Annotated in this window: 17 protein-coding genes; 9 read left to right on the top strand and 8 right to left on the bottom strand. The window is 71.3% G+C overall.

Annotated features, from left to right (window positions below; translation table 11 throughout):
• Positions 1 to 277 precede the first annotated feature (277 nt).
• The 4 genes from ACFXGX_RS13360 to ACFXGX_RS13345 form a co-directional block, all read right to left on the bottom strand.
• Entirely contained in the window at positions 278 to 1,051 is a 774-nt protein-coding gene (locus tag ACFXGX_RS13360) for a class III extradiol dioxygenase subunit B-like domain-containing protein (RefSeq protein WP_384789240.1), read from the bottom strand.
• A 97-nt stretch (positions 1,052 to 1,148) separates the two neighbouring features.
• Positions 1,149 to 2,675: a tRNA (N6-isopentenyl adenosine(37)-C2)-methylthiotransferase MiaB gene (gene miaB / locus ACFXGX_RS13355; RefSeq protein WP_384789237.1), complete on the bottom strand. Its 1,527-nt coding sequence runs from the start codon at positions 2,673 to 2,675 to the stop codon at positions 1,149 to 1,151.
• A 129-nt stretch (positions 2,676 to 2,804) separates the two neighbouring features.
• On the bottom strand, positions 2,805 to 3,683 hold the full coding sequence (locus ACFXGX_RS13350; RefSeq protein WP_384789234.1) for an alpha/beta fold hydrolase: 879 nt from the start codon (positions 3,681 to 3,683) through the stop codon (positions 2,805 to 2,807).
• Between the two features lie 103 nt (positions 3,684 to 3,786).
• Complete coding sequence (locus ACFXGX_RS13345; protein WP_384789232.1) at positions 3,787 to 4,194, bottom strand: hypothetical protein; 408 nt, start codon at positions 4,192 to 4,194, stop codon at positions 3,787 to 3,789.
• 236 nt (positions 4,195 to 4,430) lie between these two features.
• On the opposite strand from ACFXGX_RS13345, the gene ACFXGX_RS13340 reads away from it, so the two are divergent.
• Positions 4,431 to 5,429 carry a TAXI family TRAP transporter solute-binding subunit gene (locus tag ACFXGX_RS13340; protein WP_384789229.1) on the top strand — a complete coding sequence of 333 codons (999 nt, stop codon included), beginning with the start codon at positions 4,431 to 4,433 and terminating at the stop codon, positions 5,427 to 5,429.
• A gap of 36 nt (positions 5,430 to 5,465) precedes the next feature.
• Here ACFXGX_RS13340 and ACFXGX_RS13335 read toward each other — a convergent pair whose 3' ends face one another.
• Both ACFXGX_RS13335 and ACFXGX_RS13330 read right to left on the bottom strand, forming a co-directional pair.
• Positions 5,466 to 6,872, bottom strand: a complete 1,407-nt coding sequence (locus ACFXGX_RS13335) for a sensor histidine kinase (RefSeq protein WP_384789226.1) — start codon at positions 6,870 to 6,872, stop codon at positions 5,466 to 5,468.
• Between the two features lie 9 nt (positions 6,873 to 6,881).
• The gene (locus tag ACFXGX_RS13330; RefSeq protein WP_384789223.1) at positions 6,882 to 7,568 is read right to left on the bottom strand and encodes a response regulator transcription factor; all 687 of its coding nucleotides are present in this window, start codon (positions 7,566 to 7,568) and stop codon (positions 6,882 to 6,884) included.
• A 376-nt stretch (positions 7,569 to 7,944) separates the two neighbouring features.
• Here ACFXGX_RS13330 and ACFXGX_RS13325 point away from each other — a divergent pair, with 376 nt between their 5' ends.
• From ACFXGX_RS13325 to ACFXGX_RS13290, 8 genes are all read left to right on the top strand, one after another.
• On the top strand, positions 7,945 to 8,721 hold the full coding sequence (locus ACFXGX_RS13325; protein WP_384789220.1) for an amino acid ABC transporter ATP-binding protein: 777 nt from the start codon (positions 7,945 to 7,947) through the stop codon (positions 8,719 to 8,721).
• A gap of 140 nt (positions 8,722 to 8,861) precedes the next feature.
• Positions 8,862 to 9,704 carry a glutamate ABC transporter substrate-binding protein gene (locus tag ACFXGX_RS13320; protein WP_384789217.1) on the top strand — a complete coding sequence of 281 codons (843 nt, stop codon included), beginning with the start codon at positions 8,862 to 8,864 and terminating at the stop codon, positions 9,702 to 9,704.
• Positions 9,705 to 9,884: 180 nt separating this feature from the next.
• Positions 9,885 to 10,550 (top strand): amino acid ABC transporter permease, encoded by a 666-nt coding sequence (locus ACFXGX_RS13315; protein WP_384789214.1) that lies wholly within the window; start codon positions 9,885 to 9,887, stop codon positions 10,548 to 10,550.
• Positions 10,547 to 11,449: an amino acid ABC transporter permease gene (locus tag ACFXGX_RS13310; protein WP_384789211.1), complete on the top strand. Its 903-nt coding sequence runs from the start codon at positions 10,547 to 10,549 to the stop codon at positions 11,447 to 11,449. Before ACFXGX_RS13315 ends, ACFXGX_RS13310 begins: the two co-directional genes overlap by 4 nt.
• Before the next feature lie 185 nt (positions 11,450 to 11,634).
• Positions 11,635 to 13,383, top strand: a complete 1,749-nt coding sequence (locus tag ACFXGX_RS13305) for an FAD-dependent monooxygenase (protein WP_384789208.1) — start codon at positions 11,635 to 11,637, stop codon at positions 13,381 to 13,383.
• A 106-nt stretch (positions 13,384 to 13,489) separates the two neighbouring features.
• On the top strand, positions 13,490 to 13,576 hold the full coding sequence (locus tag ACFXGX_RS13300) for a putative leader peptide (RefSeq protein ID WP_384789403.1): 87 nt from the start codon (positions 13,490 to 13,492) through the stop codon (positions 13,574 to 13,576).
• 76 nt (positions 13,577 to 13,652) lie between these two features.
• The gene (locus tag ACFXGX_RS13295; protein ID WP_384789205.1) at positions 13,653 to 14,228 is read left to right on the top strand and encodes a cysteine dioxygenase; all 576 of its coding nucleotides are present in this window, start codon (positions 13,653 to 13,655) and stop codon (positions 14,226 to 14,228) included.
• Positions 14,225 to 14,638, top strand: a complete 414-nt coding sequence (locus tag ACFXGX_RS13290) for a rhodanese-like domain-containing protein (protein ID WP_384789202.1) — start codon at positions 14,225 to 14,227, stop codon at positions 14,636 to 14,638. Before ACFXGX_RS13295 ends, ACFXGX_RS13290 begins: the two co-directional genes overlap by 4 nt.
• Positions 14,639 to 14,755: 117 nt before the next feature.
• Here the strand turns inward: ACFXGX_RS13290 and recX are convergent, their stop codons facing one another.
• Positions 14,756 to 15,727 carry a recombination regulator RecX gene (recX, locus tag ACFXGX_RS13285; RefSeq protein ID WP_384789198.1) on the bottom strand — a complete coding sequence of 324 codons (972 nt, stop codon included), beginning with the start codon at positions 15,725 to 15,727 and terminating at the stop codon, positions 14,756 to 14,758.
• 3 nt (positions 15,728 to 15,730) lie between these two features.
• Positions 15,731 to 16,858, bottom strand: coding sequence for a recombinase RecA (gene recA / locus ACFXGX_RS13280; protein WP_384789195.1), 1,128 nt, complete (start codon positions 16,856 to 16,858; stop codon positions 15,731 to 15,733).
• Positions 16,859 to 17,069 lie beyond the last annotated feature (211 nt).

The following is a 17,069-nucleotide window of genomic DNA, read 5'->3' as shown; positions in this document are numbered from 1 at the left end:
GGGGCGCCGGGCCCGCGGCCGGCGCGCCCCGCCCCGCCGGCGGCCCGGGCGCCGCCGGGGCGGGGGGCGGGGGCGGGGGCCGCGCCCGGCCCCCCCCCGGCCGTCCGCCGCGTCCGGACCCCGTAGGTCCACGAGTTCCGCCCGGACCTACGCGTTCCACGGAACCTACGAGACCGAGGGGCCCGCGGGCCTACGCGCCTCCCGGCTTACGGGCGTACGCGACCGCGGACCCACACGCCTCCAGACTTACGGGCGTACGCGACCGCGGACCCAACGCCTACGACCAGGCCGCCACCATGTAGCCCACTCCGTAGGGAGCGTCGTCGTGGAGCAGGGCGCCGCCGAGTCCCGCGCCCTCGGCCGCGCCCGCGAGAACCTGCCAGGGGGCTCGCCCCGCGGCTTTCAGTTCGTACGCCAGAGAGGTGTCCAGCGCCTTGAGGGCCGCGACGTCGGCCGTCCCGAGCGCCCGCGCGACCTCGGCGTCGAAGTCCTCCGCGCGCGCGTCGAGATAGCCGGGCGCCTTGAGGGTCCTGCACGCGCTGGCGTCACCCATCACCAGCAGGGCCACGCGCCCGGCCCGGCGGCCGATCCGCTCCCCGGTCCGGACGCACCGCTCGGCCTCCAGCGGCTCCCCGACCCCGAGCCCCTCCACCGGGGCGTCGGACCAGCCGGTGCGCTCCAGCAGCCAGGCGGCGACGGCGAGGGAGGGCGGCAGCTCACGTTCCGGGGCCGCGGTGCCGTCCGCGTCCGGGTGCGCGTCGCCGGTGCCGTCCGCGTCCGGGTGCGCGTCGTCCGTTTTCGGACGGCCGAGGCATACGTCGAGGTCGACCCCGAAGCCGCTGAACGAGCCCCGGGTGCCCTCCGGATGGGGCCCGCGACCACTCTCGTCGGCCGGGCCGACGACCACCAGCAGGTCCGGACGCGACGCGGCGAGCACGCCCAGCGCGTCCGTGCACGCGGCACGCGCGGCGTCCAGCTCGGGGGCCGCTCCGGCGGCGACATCGGGGACGAGCAGCGGAGGGCAGGGGCAGATTGCGGCGGCTACAAGCATGGCCCGCAGCGTAACGCCGCGCACCACCGGTCCGCTTCGGCGCGGTGGGCCCGCGGGTGGGCCCGCGCGGGCGCGCCGGCCTGCGGGGCGGCCGCGGTCAGTCGCAGCCGCAGCCGCTGCCCGCGGCGACCGGAAGCGGCTCCGGGGCGCCGATCCTCGGCAGGCCCAGCATGACGCCGGCCGGCTTGGCGGCCTCGGCGGCGTTGCGCTTCTCCCAGGCGTCCCCCGCGCGCGTGCGGCGCACGTCCAGGACGGCGCCCTCGGCGAGCAGGTGGTGCGGGGCGGCGTAGGTGATCTCGACGGTCACCACGTCACCGGGGCGGACCTCCGCGTCGGGCTTGGTGAAGTGGACCAGCCGGTTGTCGGGGGCGCGGCCCGAGAGGCGGTGGGTGGCGCCGTCCTTGCGGCCCGCACCCTCGGCGACCATCAGCTCCAGGACACGGCCGACCTGCTTCTTGTTCTCGTCCCAGGAGATCTCCTCCTGGAGGGCGACGAGACGCTCGTAGCGCGCCTGGACGATCTCCTTGGGGATCTGGCCCTCCATGGTGGCCGCCGGGGTGCCGGGGCGCTTGGAGTACTGGAACGTGAAGGCCGCCGAGAAGCGGGCCTCGCGAACGGCGTGGAGGGTCTGCTCGAAGTCCTCCTCCGTCTCGCCGGGGAAGCCCACGATGATGTCGGTGGTGATCGCCGCGTGCGGGATGGCGTCCCGGACCTTCTCGATGATCCCGAGGAAGCGCTCCTGGCGGTACGAGCGGCGCATCGCCTTCAGGACCGTGTCCGAGCCGGACTGCATCGGCATGTGGAGCTGCGGCATGACGTTCGGCGTCTCGGCCATGGCGGCGATCACGTCGTCGGTGAAGTCGCGCGGGTGCGGCGAGGTGAAGCGCACACGCTCCAGGCCCTCGATCTTCCCGCAGGCGCGCAGCAGCTTGCTGAAGGCCTCGCGGTCGCCGATGTCGCTGCCGTACGCGTTGACGTTCTGGCCGAGGAGGGTGATCTCGGAGACGCCCTCGCCGACCAGTGCCTCGATCTCGGCCAGGATGTCGCCGGTCCTGCGGTCCTTCTCCTTGCCGCGCAGCGCGGGGACGATGCAGAAGGTGCAGGTGTTGTTGCAGCCGACGGAGATCGACACCCAGGCCGCGTACGCGCTCTCGCGGCGGGTCGGCAGCGTGGAGGGGAAGGCCTCCAGGGACTCGGCGATCTCGATCTGTGCCTCTTCCTGGACGCGGGCGCGCTCCAGGAGGACCGGCAGCTTGCCGATGTTGTGCGTGCCGAAGACGACGTCCACCCAGGGCGCCCGCTTCACGATGGTGTCGCGGTCCTTCTGGGCGAGACAGCCGCCGACGGCGATCTGCATGCCGGGGCGCTTCGTCTTCATCGGGGCGAGGCGGCCGAGGTTGCCGTAGAGCTTGTTGTCGGCGTTCTCGCGTACGGCGCAGGTGTTGAAGACGACGACGTCCGCGTCCCCGTCCGCGCCCTCGGGCGCCCGCACGTAACCGGCGTCCTCCAGGAGCCCGGAGAGCCGTTCGGAGTCGTGGACGTTCATCTGACACCCGTAGGTGCGCACTTCGTACGTCTTGGATTCCTGAACGTCCACTGCCTGACTCCGGTCGCCGCTGCTCATGGGACAAGGGTAGGCGGTGCCGGGAGTGCGTCCGGACGCCGGAGCCGCCGCCGGCCGCCGTCCGTCACACGACGTGCGGCCTCCGGCACCAGGCGTGCGGCCTCCGGCGTGCGGTCCCGGGCCCGCCGGTCATCCGCCCAGCGCGACGAACCGTTCGGCGACGGTCCTCGCGGCGGTGCCGAGCAGGATCGTGTAGTGGTTGGAGCCCTCGATCAGTTCGGCGGGGAGGCGCCCCGCGACGCCGGTCCAGTCCTCGACGACGGACGCCGCGAGCATGGGCGGCTCCTGGCCGAGCAGTCCGAGCGGCGCGTGCAGCAGCAGCGCCGGGACGCCCAGTCCCGTGAGGGCGGCGGCGAACAGGCCGGCGGACGTGAGCAGATCGCGTCCGTCGTGCCGCACGGCCTCCTCCCGTACCTTCGACCGCCTGGCGCCCCGGGTCCCCGTGACGTCGTAGCGCACGTATGCCTCGATGTCCGCGTTCCAGTGCGGTCCGAGCGCCGGATGCGCGCGGAAGAAGTCGACGTACGCCTCGTCGCTCTCGTACGTCCGGCCGAGGCGGGCCAGCGCGGGTCCGAGCGTGGCGTCGAGGACGGCGTCGGGGTCCGTGCCGGGCGGGACGGGCAGCGGCAGACCGCCGTCGACGAGCAGCAGCCGGTCGAACAGCCCGGGCCGGCGCGCGGCCGCCTTCAGCGCGGTGTAGGCGCCCATCGAGTGCCCGGTCAGGGCGACCGGCCGGCCACCGCCCAGGTCCTCGGCCAGGCGGCACAGGTCCCCGGCGTGCCGGTCGAGGCCGTACGGGCCGGGGGTGTCCGCGCTTCCGCCGCGTCCGCGCAGGTCGGGCGCGAACAGACTCCACTCGTCGGGGAGGTGACGGGCCACGGCGCGGAGGGACATCCCGGATCCGGTGATGCCGTGGGCCGCGAGAGCGGTCCGCGGCCCCCCGCCGAATCTGAGGACACGGAGGGTTCCGCCCTCGACGGGCAGATCGAGTTCGGCCGGCTCGTTCATGCGCTCTCCTGCTCGTCGCTGGCGTCCGTACGGTGGCTGCGGCCGTGCCGCCTTCCCGTCAGGGGCGCGGCGGTGCGGCCTCCCCATGACGGCTCCCCAGGTCTTACGCGCCCGGCGCGCTCCACCCCTGCCGACGCAGTACCTCCGACACGTCCGGTGCCCGGTAGTGCTCGCCCTTGAGGACCTTGCCGTCGGCCCTGCGGGCGACGTGCCCGTCGGGGCCGAGCTTCGTCATGTTGGCCCGGTGGATCTCGGCGATCACCGCGTCGAGGCCGATCCCGTGGACGAGCGCGGTGCCGTACGCCACGTACACGACGTCGGCGAGCTCGTGCGCCAGCCGGTCGAGCGGCCCGTCGACCGAGACCTCGGCGACCTCGGCGGCCTCCTCCGCGAGCAGCTCGCCCCGGTGCGCGGCGACCTTCGGGGAGACCTCGGTCGGGGTGCCGCGGACGTCGAGGCCGAAGGCGAGATGGAACTCACGGACCAGGGAGGCCGGTGAGGCCTCCGGCACGACCGGAGACTCGGGATACCTGGGCGGCGGCGGGGCCTGCGGCGCAGGAGATCCGGGCAGCGGGACCGGTGAGGCCTCAGGCGCGGACGGCGGGACCCGGAACACGGGCGATGCGGACGGCGGGACCTGCGACGGCGGGGACGGCTGCATTCGGCGAGCCTACCCATCCGCCGGAGCCCGACCCCGGGACCGGCTGCCCTGGCCAGGACCGGCCCCGGGCTGGCAGGATCGCGCGCATGTTCCAGGCAATCACGCTTATCGGCCGGCGCCGCGCCCTGTTCGGCTCGGCGGCCGTCTGCGCGGTCGTCGGGCTGCTGCTGTGGTGGTTGCTGCCGCTGGACAAGGAGTCCCCGAGCGGGACGATCACCTTCAGCACGGGCACCGCGACCGGGGTCTACCAGATGTACGGCAAGCTCCTGCAGGGCGCCATCGCCAAGGACATGCCCGACCTGAACGTGCAATTGCAGGACAGCGACGGATCTCAGCAGAACATCAGCCGGGTGGCCACGGGCGAGGCGGACTTCAGCATCGCGGCGGCCGACGCCGTGGAGACGTACCTCCTCCAGCACAAGCCGGGCGCGCGCCGGCTGCGCGGCTGTTCGCGGCTCTACGACGACTATGTGCACCTGGTGGTCCCGCGCTCCTCGCCCGTGCAGTCCGTGGAGGATCTGAGGGGCCTGAAGGTCGCCGTGGGACCGGGCGGTTCCGGGGTGCGGCTGATCGCGAACCATGTGCTGGAGGCGGCGGGGCTCGACCCCGGCAAGGACATCGAGCCGCTCGCCGTCGGCATCGCGGACATGCCCGAGCTGCTCAAGGATCACAAGATCGACGCCTTCTTCTGGTCGGGCGGTCTGCCGACGAACGCCGTTCAGGAGCTCTCGAAGGCCGACGACATCCGGCTGGTTCCGATCGGCAACGACCTGGTCGCGAAGCTGCACGAGCAGGGCGGCGCCTCCCGCTACTACCGGTCGGCCGTGATGCCCGCCGACGCCTACCCCGCGGCGCAGCGCGGTTCCGCCGTGCCGACGCTGGCCGTGGCCAACTTCCTGATCACCCGGGAGGACGCGGACGCGAACCTCACCGAGGAGCTCACCCGCACGGTGATCGGGAGCCGCGACCGCATCGGCTACGTGGTGCACGCCGCCCAGCTCGTGGACCTGCGCACGGCGATCTACACGGATCCGCTGCCGCTGCACGAGGGCGCGCGCCGGTACTACCGGTCGATCAAGCCGTAGCGGCACCCCCGCGACGGGGGCGCCCCTCGGCCTCGCTCAGGCCGTCGGCTCCGACCTGGGCACGGTCACCGTCACCCGCAGCCCGTGCGGTTCGTGGTGGCCGTACGCGATGGAGCCGCCGCCCGCGGCGAGCAGGGTCCGGGAGATGGAGAGGCCGAGGCCCGAGCCCTTGATGTTCTGATGGGCGGCGCTGCGCCAGAACCGGTCGCCGATCCGGGCCAGGTCCTCGTCGCCGAGGCCGGGGCCCCCGTCGGTGACCACGACCGTGGAGGACTCGCCGTTCGAGGCGACCGTCACCTCGACGGTCTCCCCCTCCGGCGTGAACTTGACCGCGTTGTCTATCACCGCGTCCAGGGCGCTGGACAGGGTGATGGGGTCGGCCCACGCCGTCGTGGGCGGGCAGTTGCCCGCCAGCCGTACGCCTCGGCTGTCGGCGACCGGCTGCCAGGACGCCACGCGCTCGGCGGTGAGCGCGCCGATGTCGGTCAGGCGCGTGTCGGCCTCGGCGTGCTCCGCCAGTGCCAGGTCGAGCAGGTCGTCGAGCACCTGGGTCAGACGCTTGCCCTCGGTGCGGACCGACGCGATCTCCTCGTTGCCCTCCGGGAGTTCGAGGGCGAGCAGCTCGATCCGCAGGAGCAACGCCGAGAGCGGGTTGCGCAGTTGGTGCGATGCGTCGGCGACGAAGGCGCGCTGCTGTTCCAGCACGCTCTCGACGTTGTCCGCCATCTCGTTGAACGACCGTGCCAGACGCTGGAGTTCGGGCGGTCCGCCGGCGGGCGCGACTCGCGACTTCAGACGGCCGGTCGCGATGTCGTGGGTGGTGGCGTCGAGAACGCGTACGGGCCTGAGCACCCAGCCGGTGAGGCGCAGCGCGGCGCCGAGCGCGAGCAGCATCGCGGCGATCTCGCCCGCGCCGATGATCAGCCAGCCGTGCAGGGTCTCGGAACGCATCTGCCCGGTGGGCGAGTCGGTGACGACGACGCCGATGACGTCGCCGTCCCTGACGACCGGGGAGGCGACGACGAGACGGCGGTGCTGCCAGGGCCAGACCTGTTGGGGATCGTGGCTGCGGCGGCTGACGAGCGCCTCGTTGAAGGCGTCGCGGGCCGCGCCGGTCTCGGGCAGGAGCCAGGTCTCCGGCGCGTTGGCCATCGGCTCGGCGTCGCGATAGAAGACGCCGGCCCGGATGCCGTACACCTCGTAGTAGCGGCTGAGTTCGGTGCGCAGGGTCTCGCCGCGCTCGTCCGGGAAGCCGGCCCGCGAGCGGCTCGGAGAGTCGGTGACGTACTGGGCGAGGGCCGCGAAGCGCGCGGTGTCGTCGATGCGGTCGACGACGACGCGCTGCTGCTGCTGCGCGGCGACACTCGTCGCGAGCGGGACGCCGAGCGCGAGCAGCACGGCCGCCATCAGGACGATGAGCAGCGGCAGCAGTCGGGTACGCACCTGTGCCCGCTACGCGGCCGGGGCGACGAGCCGGTACCCGACGCCGCGCACGGTCTCGATCAGCGCCGGCATGCGCAGTTTGGAGCGCAGCGACGCCACGTGCACCTCCAGCGTGCGGCCGGTTCCTTCCCAGCTCGTGCGCCACACCTCGCTGATGATCTGCTCCCGCCGGAACACCACTCCGGGGCGCTGGGCCAGCAGCGCGAGGAGGTCGAACTCCTTGCGGGTGAGCTGGACCGTCGAACCGTCCACGGTGACCGTGCGGTTGGGGAGTTCGATACGCACGGGTCCCAGGAGCACCAGGTTCTCGCCGGGCGCCGACCCGTCGTCGTGGGCGGTGCGCCTGCTGACGGCGTGGATCCGGGCGAGCAGTTCACCGGTGTCGTACGGCTTCACCACGTAGTCGTCGGCGCCGAGGTTGAGTCCGTGGATGCGGGACCGGACGTCCGCGCGCGCGGTGACCATGATCACCGGTGTGGCGGTCCGCTTGCGGATCTTGCCGCAGACCTCGTAGCCGTCCTGGTCGGGCAGTCCCAGGTCGAGCAGCACGACGCCGAAGCCGTCGCTCTCCGGGACGAGGGCCTGTAGCGCCTCCTCGCCGCTGCGGGCATGCGTGACCTCGAAGCCGTGCCGTGCCAGCACGGCGGACAGGGCGGCGGCGACGTGGTTGTCGTCCTCGACGAGGAGCAGTCTCATTCCGGCCCCCTCCGGCTCATCGGTCGTACCGTTTCATCGGTCGTACGGTCTTGGCTGTCGTCGGTCGTACGGTCTTGGCCGTACCGACTCGGTCGTACGGTCTCGGGTCTCATCAGTCGTACGGTCCCTTTTCAAGAACGCGGTGCACGCACGCGTGCACCAAGGAAGTCACGCCGATGGACAAGGACGGCGTCAAGGGGCTTCGGGTTGCCCGGGGCTTCCGTTACCCAGCCGGTACGCGCGTCCGTGCGGTCGCTACGACACGTGTCCGATTGCTATCGGATCGTGATGCTCAGATTCCCCTCAGATGTAATGACGCTGGTCGTAAGGGGTCACTACTGTCCTCGGAAACCGAGGAGGACGGAGCCCCAAAGCGATGACCGATGCATCGGTGGCCAAGGACGCCATGGCCGGGACCGACGAACTGGTCGTCCTGAAGAGCGTCGACAAGCATTTTGGCGCGTTGCACGTGCTCCAGGACATCGACCTGACGATCACCCGTGGCGAGGTCGTCGTGGTCATCGGGCCCTCCGGGTCCGGGAAGTCCACCCTGTGCCGCACCATCAACCGTCTGGAGACGATCGATTCGGGTGACATCTCGATCGACGGCAAGCCGCTGCCCCGGGAGGGCAAGGCGCTCGCCCGGCTCCGGGCCGATGTGGGCATGGTCTTCCAGTCCTTCAACCTCTTCGCGCACAAGACCGTGCTCGAGAACGTGATGCTGGGGCAGATCAAGGTCCGCAAGACCGGCAAGCAGGCGGCGGAGGAGAAGGCCCGCGCGCTGCTCGACCGCGTCGGCGTGGGCACCCAGGCCGACAAGTACCCGGCGCAGTTGTCGGGCGGCCAGCAGCAACGCGTCGCGATCGCACGGGCGTTGGCGATGGACCCCAAGGTCATGCTCTTCGACGAGCCGACCTCGGCGCTGGACCCCGAGATGATCAACGAGGTGCTGGAGGTCATGCAGCAGCTCGCCCGGGACGGCATGACCATGATCGTCGTCACCCATGAGATGGGCTTCGCCCGTTCGGCTGCCAACCGAGTCGTCTTCATGGCCGACGGCCGCATCGTCGAAGAGGCTGTGCCGGACCAGTTCTTCAGCAATCCGCGCAGCGACCGTGCCAAGGACTTCCTATCGAAGATCCTGCACCACTGATGTCCCCGCGCGACGGGATCACGTCCCCGCACCGGCGGGCCCCGTTCCCGTACAGCGGGAGCGCCTCCCGGCGCGGGGGGACCGCGCGTCGACCGACCGTCGACGGACCGTACTTCACCCTTACCCGAAGGATGTTCACCATGAAGCTCCGCAAGGCAGCCGCCGCCTCGGCCGCCGTACTCGCGCTCGCCGTGACCGCCACCGCGTGCGGTTCGAGCGACAACAACGACAGCGGGTCCTCGCCCTCGGGCGGCGGCGAGATCAAGGTCGGCATCAAGTACGACCAGCCCGGTCTCGGCCTGAAGCAGCCGGACGGTTCCTTCGCCGGTTTCGACGTGGACGTCGCGACCTATGTGGCGGGGCAGCTCGGGTACAAGCCCGGCCAGATCAAGTTCGTCGAGACCAAGAGCGCCGACCGCGAGAACGCGCTCGCCCGCGGTGACGTGAAGTTCATCGCCGCCACCTACTCGATCACCGACGAGCGCAAGCAGAAGGTCGACTTCGCGGGCCCGTACCTGCTGGCCCACCAGGACCTGCTCGTCAAGACGGACTCGAACATCGCCAAGGGCACGGACCTCAACGGCAAGAAGCTGTGCTCCGTGACCGGTTCGACCTCGGCGCAGAACATCCACGACACCATCGCCCCGAAGGCCAACCTGAAGCAGTACGGCGGCTACTCGGAGTGCATCGCCGCCCTCCAGAGCGGCGCCGTCGACGCGGTGACCACCGACGACTCGATCCTCGCGGGCTTCGCGGCGCAGGACAAGTACAAGGGCCAGTTCAAGCTCGCCGGCCTCAAGCTGAGCAACGAGAACTACGGCGTCGGCATCAAGAAGGGCGACGCCGAGCTGGAGAAGAAGATCAACACCGCGCTGGCGAAGATGGTCAGCGACGGCTCCTGGCAGAAGGCGGTCGAGAAGAACTTCGGCCCCGCGAACTACAAGAACGAGCAGGCCCCGAAGATCGGCGTGATCGTCAAGTAACGCGGGCACAGCCCAGCAGCAGGGGGATCACCGGGTAACTCGGGGGCCCTCGGGCAACGCGGGAAACCGCGGTTCACACGGGGCTGCGCGGGTGTGCCGCCGCCCGCCGCGATCACGGCGGCGGCATGCCCGACCCACCCCGTCCGCCACGTACGCCACCACCCGGAAGCGCGGGAGATCGTGTTCGACTTTCTTCAAGGTTATGACGTCCTGGGGGCGTTCTGGACGACGGTGCAACTCACCGTCTTCGCCGCCCTCGGCTCCCTGGTCCTGGGCACACTGCTGGCCGCGATGCGGGTCAGCCCGGTCCCGCTCATGCGCGGATTCGGCACCACCTACGTGAACATCGTCCGGAACATCCCGCTGACGGTCATCATCGTGTTCAGTTCGCTCGGTCTCGCGGACATCTTCGGTGTGACCATGGGCGCCGACGACTTCAAGGTCCAGGGCTTCCGGCTCGCGGTGCTCAGTCTCGTCGGCTATCACGCGGCCTTCGTCTGCGAGGCGCTGCGCTCCGGCATCAACACCGTGCCGGTCGGTCAGGCCGAGGCGGCCCGCGCGATCGGGCTCGGCTTCGGGCAGACCCTCAGGCTGATCGTGCTGCCGCAGGCGTTCCGTTCCGCCATCGTCCCGCTGGCGAACGTGCTGATCGCGCTGACCAAGAACACGACCGTGGCCGCCGCCATCGGCGTGGCCGAGGCCGCCAGCCTGATGAAGACGATGATCGAGAACGAGGCCCAGACGGTCCTCATCGCCGCGGTCTTCGCCTTCGGGTTCGTGGTCCTGACCCTCCCCACCGGCCTCTTCCTGGGCTGGCTGGGCAAGCGACTGGCGGTGAAGCGATGACCTCCGTTCTCTACGACGCCCCCGGCCCCCGGGCCAAGCGCCGCAATGTGCTCCTCTCGGTCCTCTTCGTCGTCCTGCTCGGGCTGCTGCTGTGGTGGGTATGGCTGGCCATGGACGACAAGGGCCAGCTCAAGTGGGACCTGTGGGAGCCGTTCACCACGGCGGACGCCTGGAACACGTATCTGCTGCCGGGCCTCTGGGGCACACTGAAGGCCGCCGCGCTGAGCATGGTGATCGCCCTCCCGCTGGGCGCCGTCCTCGGTATCGCGCGCCTCTCCGACCACCGCTGGGTGAGTGTCCCGGTAGGCGCCGTGGTCGAGTTCTTCCGGTCGATCCCCGTCCTGTTGCTGATGCTGTTCGCCAACGAGCTCTACGCCCGGTCCGCGAACATCGCGAGCGAGGACCGTCCGTTCTACGCGGTCGTCACCGGCCTGGTGCTCTACAACGCCTCGGTCCTCGCCGAGGTCGTCCGTGCGGGCATCCTGGCGCTCCCCAAGGGGCAGACGGAGGCCGCGTACGCGATCGGTCTGCGCAAGGGTCAGACGATGACCAACATCCTGTTGCCGCAGTCGGTCACCGTGATGCTCCCGGTGATCGTCAGCCAGCTCGTCGTCATCGTGAAGGACACCGCGCTGGGCGGTGTGATGATCGGCTTCCAGGAGCTCCTCACCGCGCGCAGCACCCTCGCGGCCAACTACGCGAACGTCGTCCAGAGCTTCATCGTGGTCGCCGTCATCTTCATCGTCCTGAACTTCACGATCACCAGCTTCGCCTCCTGGCTGGAGGGGCGGCTGCGCCGCGGCAAGAAGTCGACCGGCGCGGTGCTCTCGCCGAACGACGCGACCATCGCCGGGACCGCGGGGACGGGCGCGGGCGGAGCCGCGGGCGGAGGCTTCTGACGAATCGTCCGAACATCAGTCGATCAGTGTGACCGACGGGGTCAGTGACGGGACCGCCACTGACCCCGTCACTTGACGCAAGCAGCGGCAATGGGTTGCATACGTTCTGTGATCGTGCACCCTGCTCCACCTGCCTGTTCCCGTACGTCCCTCAGGACACAGCTCCGTGCAGGGGGCACCGCGCCGTGGACCCGGTGATCATCGTCGGAGCCGGGCCCGTGGGGCTCACCCTCGCCCTTGCGCTGGCCCGCCAGGAGGTCCCCTCCGTGGTCCTCGACGAGGGTCCCGGCAAGGACGAACAGCGGCTCGCGCGGACCGTGGTGCTGCGCGAGGACACGGTCGCGCTCGTCGAGCGGCTGACGGGTCTGCCCCTCGACGACGCCGGCTTCCGTTGGGCCGGATGGCGGTCGATGCGGCGCAGGCAGGTGATGCGCGAGATCGTGTTCGACGGGGAGGGTTCCACGGATGCGAACGGCGCCGCCGATCCCCTCGGCGGCCAGGCCGTGCGGGGCGACGGTCCTCGGGGGATCGTCGCCGCACGCGGTACCGGCGCCCCCCGGGGCCCGGAAAGCCCGGTGGACGGCGCGGAGTTCAGCGCTCCGCTGCACATCGCCCAGCACGCGCTGACCGGCGCGCTGCGCGAGGCCATCATCCACGAGCGGCTCGTCAAGGTCGCCGCGCACAGCCGTCTCGACTCCGTCGAACAGGACGCCTCCGGCGTCACGGCGCACACGCGGGGCCCCGACGGCACCTGGTGGCGCGGCAGCTATCTGATCGGCTGCGACGGACCGCGCTCGACGGTGCGCAAGCTCCAGGACATCCGCTTCCCCGGGCGCACCGCCGTCGAACGGCACGCCGTGGCGGCCCTGCGCGCGGAACTCCCCTGGCCCGGCGAAGCGTTGCTGCACCGGATGACACCGTGGCGCGCCTCCGGACCCTCGGCCGGCGAGGTGAGCGCCCGTCCGCTCGCCGAGGACGTCTGGCGGCTGGACTGGCTGCTGCCCCCGGGCAAGGACCTCGTCACGCCCGACCTGCTGGTGGCACGCATCCGGGAGACCCTCGCGGGCTGGAGCGGCGGCGCCACACCCGCGTACGAACTGCTCGACACCGGAGTCCACACCGTTCACCACCGGCTGGCCCGCCGCTGGCGCGTCGGCCGGGTCTTCCTCGCCGGGGACGCGGCCCACCTGCTCGGCGCCCTCGGCACCCAGGGTCTGGACGAAGGACTGCGGGACGCCGACAACCTCGCCTGGAAACTGGCACTCGGCTGGCACCACGGTCCGCACACCGCGCTCCTCGACAGCTACCAGGCGGAGCGGCGAGCGGTGGTCGCCGCCCGGCTGCGCGCCGCGGACCAGGCGCTGCCCCTGCTGCGGAGCGGCGGTGGCCTGCGCGCCTACGTCCCCGGGACCGCCCGCGGGCACGACGCGTTGCTCACGGACGGCCACCTTGGCTGCGGCCCGCTCGGCGCGCCGGGGGCGTACGCCGACTCCCCGCTCATGCCCCCGCCCGCCGAGTCGCACGCCGTCGTCGGCACCGAGCCCGGCGCGCCGGTCGTCGACGTGCTGGTGACCGCGGAGGACGGCTCGTTCGTTCCACTGCGCGAGCGGCTCGGGCGCGGCGTTCTGCTCGTCGTGCTGATCGCTCCGGGTACGGGGGTGTGGGAGCGCAAGCACTGGGTGACGGCCGGCGTCATGCCGCGGCTCGCCGCCGCCGTGACCGCCCTTCCTCACCCGGCCGAACTGCTCGTCGCGGAGAGCTACCCGGGTGCGGCCGCGCACACCGTGCTGCTGGTCCGCCCCGACGGACACCTGGTCACCGCCTTCGGCGGGGTCCGGCCGGCCGACCTGTACGAGGCGGCCGAGGCGGCCCTCGGTGGACCGGCACGGGTGGACGCGGAGAGCGCCGCGGAGGCGACCGCGGGCAGGTGTTGAACGCTCTGTGACCGTCCGGCCAGGGTTTCCCTGATCCGCGGGCCTTCATGGTCCATATAGTGACGGTGAGTTGACCGGTCTGCGCCACCATGGTCTACTCCGGATCGTGACCGACACCTGTGTGCGCCTGTGGCGGAGGGTCCATATGGACCTCGTCCGCTATGCGGGCTGCGTGTGTCGCCTGTCCTTCTGACTTCGCATCCTCATCTCCCGCGCGCCGCCGCCGTGCCTCCGCGCGCTTCTCTTCGCGAACTCTCAGGACGGTCCGAGTGTCTGTGCCACCCCCTGTCTCCACGTCTGTCCCCGCCTCCCCCTCCGCCTCCGTGCCCTCCGCCGTCTCCGGCGCGCCCCGGACCCCCACCCAGGCCGACCTCCTGGACTTCGTACGCCGCACGGCGGCCGATCCCGAGCTGATCGCCTCGCTCCCCCTCGACCCCGAGGGCCGTACCTGGGTGCGGCTCGAAGGCCCCGGCGGCAGTGAGGCCTGGCTGATCGGCTGGCCGCCCGGGACCGGGACCGGCTGGCACGACCACGCCGAATCGGTGGGCGCCTTCCTCACCGCGGCCGGCGAGCTCAAGGAGAACTCCCTCGCCGCCCGGCTGCCCGCCGACGGCTGGAAGACCCTGGAACTCACCGAGGAGATCGACCGGCAGCGGAAACTGCCCGCGGGCACCGGCCGCGCCTTCGGCCGGCATCACGTGCACGAGGTGCTCAACGAGTCCACCGAGGAGCACGCGATCTCGGTCCATGCCTACTACCCACCGCTCCCGCAGATCCGCCGCTACAGCCGTACGGGCCAGATCCTGCGCCTGGAGCACGTCGAGCGTCCGGAGGACTGGCAGTGAGCGGCACCGGGCAGCCCATCGGCATCGACGCCCTGCTGGAGCAGGTCCGCGCGGGCCTGGACCGGGTGGAGGCGGAGGAGGCCTTCGAGGCCGTACGGCGAGGCGAGGCGCTTCTGGTCGACACCCGGTACGCCGCCCTGCGCGAACGGGACGGTCTGATCCCCGGCGCTCTCGTCGTCGAGCGCAACGAACTGGAGTGGCGGCTCGACCCCACGGGCAGTCACCGCGCCCCGGAGGCCACGAGTCATGACCTGCGGGTCGTGCTGTTCTGCAACGAGGGGTACGCCTCCAGCCTGGCCGCCGAGTCCCTGCGCCGGCTGGGACTCCACAGGGCCACCGATCTGATCGGCGGTTTCCAGGCCTGGAAGAGCGCGGGCCTCCCGGTGACGGCCACCGGCCCGGAGAGCTGACCGCGTTCCGCCTCGCAGAGACGGGTCACCCGGACGAGCTGTCCTTGTCGAGCTGTCGATGTCGAGCTGTCCATGTACGGGAGCCCGCGAGGGCACGGTGACGGGACGTCCGTGGGATCAGAATCCCTCGTCGAGCCCTTCCGTGTCCTCGCCCTCTTCCTCCAGTGCCTGCCGGACCACGCGCAGGGCCATGCCCTGGGGGTAACCCTTGCGGGCGAGCATGCCGGCGAGGCGTCTCAGCCGCTTGTCCCGGTCCAGTCCGCGGGTGGAGCGCAGTTTGCGCGCGACCAGCTCCCGCGCGGTCGCCTCCTCCTGCTCGGAGTCGAGCTGTCCGACTGCCTCGTCGATCAGCGTCGATTCCACGCCCTTGGTCCGCAGTTCCTGGACGAGCGCCCGCCGGGCCAGCCCCCGGCCGTGGTGCCGGGACTCCACCCAGGCGTCGGCGAAGGCGCTGTCGTTGATCAGCCCGACCTCCTCGAACCGTGACAGCACCTCGTCCGCCACCTCGTCCGGGATCTCGCGCTTGCGCAACGCGTCCGCCAGTTGCTTCCGCGTGCGCGGGGTCCCGGTGAGCAGGCGCAGGCAGATCGCTCGCGCCCGCTCAGCCGGGTCCCCCGGGGACTCCCCCTTCTCGGCCCTCGACGAGGAGGGAGTGTCTCCGTCCCGCGGGTCGCCGGACGGGTCGCCGAAACCGCCGCCCCGTCGACGACCTCTTCCACCACGCGGTCCGCCCGCGGCACGTCCACCGCGCCGGGAGACCGCGTCCGGCGAACCGTGACCGCGCGGCAGGCCGTCACCGTGCCGTGCGTCACCGCCCGTCGAACCACCGTGGTCCGGATCCCCGTCGTCCGGACCGACGCCGTGGAAACCGTCGGCTCCGTAGAACCCGCCGTCGGTGCCGTAGAGCCCGCCGTCGGCTCCGTGGAGCGCGTCGTCGGTGCCGTACGGCTGACCGCCGTACCCCCCGGCACCGTCGTACGACCTGTCACCGTTTCCGGCCGGGCCGCCGTCACCCCCGTACCCCTGCCCCGGCCGCCCCTCGGGGGTCTGGGGATGGGCGTATTCGGCCCAGTCGGTTCGTCGTGTCATGGACTAGCTCTTGGCCGCCGCGGCCCTGGACTTGGTGGCCTTGGCAGCCGGAGCGGGCACCGTCTTCGCGGCGTCGTCCGGGGCAGCCGAGACCGCCGCGTCCGCGCCCGGCACGGCGGTGGGCTCCTCGGGCTTCTTCACACCGACGCCCAGCTTCTCCAGGATCTTCTTCTCGATCTCGTTGGCGAGGTCGGGGTTGTCCTTCAGGAAGTTGCGCGCGTTCTCCTTGCCCTGGCCGAGCTGGTCGCCCTCGTACGTGTACCAGGCGCCGGCCTTGCGGACGAAGCCGTGTTCCACGCCCATGTCGATCAGGCCGCCCTCGCGGCTGATGCCGTGCCCGTAGAGGATGTCGAACTCGGCCTGCTTGAACGGCGGCGCGACCTTGTTCTTGACGACCTTGACGCGGGTGCGGTTGCCGACCGCGTCGGTACCGTCCTTCAGCGTTTCGATGCGCCGGATGTCGAGGCGCACCGAGGCGTAGAACTTCAGCGCCCGGCCACCCGTCGTCGTCTCCGGAGAGCCGAACATGACGCCGATCTTCTCGCGGAGCTGGTTGATGAAGATCGCCGTGGTCTTCGACTGGTTGAGCGCGCTGGTGATCTTGCGCAGGGCCTGGCTCATCAGTCGGGCCTGGAGACCCACGTGCGAGTCGCCCATCTCGCCCTCGATCTCGGCCCGCGGCACCAGGGCGGCGACGGAGTCGATGACGATGAGGTCGAGCGCGCCGGAGCGGACCAGCATGTCCACGATCTCCAGGGCCTGCTCGCCGTTGTCCGGCTGCGAGAGGATCAGGTTGTCGATGTCGACGCCGAGCTTCTTCGCGTACTCGGGGTCGAGGGCGTGCTCGGCGTCGATGAACGCCACCTGGCCGCCGGCCTTCTGCGCGTTCGCCACCGCGTGCAGGGTGAGGGTCGTCTTTCCGGAGGACTCCGGGCCGTACACCTCCACCACGCGGCCGCGGGGCAGGCCGCCGACGCCGAGGGCGACGTCGAGCGCGGTCGACCCGGTGGGGATGACCTCGATGGGCTCATTCGGCCGCTCGCCCAGGCGCATCACTGCGCCCTTGCCGAACTGCCGTTCAATCTGCGCGAGCGCGGCGTCGAGCGCCTTCTCGCGGTCGGTTCCTGCCATGGGTTCCACCCGGTTTGCTTGAGTCGATCGCTTCACGTCAAAGACGCTAACGCCTGCCACTGACAATGCGCCCCGACGCCCGTCCAGCCTGTGGATAACTCGGGCACATATCTGTCGAAACCATGCCGAATCACCCGTCGTAAGCTTCGCCGGAACCTCCATGAGAATGGATGTTCGATTTCCGTGTCAAGCGCACCACGCGGCACTTCCG

This window comes from Streptomyces sp. NPDC059371 (assembly GCF_042751995.1).
GTDB lineage: Bacteria > Actinomycetota > Actinomycetes > Streptomycetales > Streptomycetaceae > Streptomyces.
This window is presented reverse-complemented; position numbering and strand designations above follow the sequence as displayed.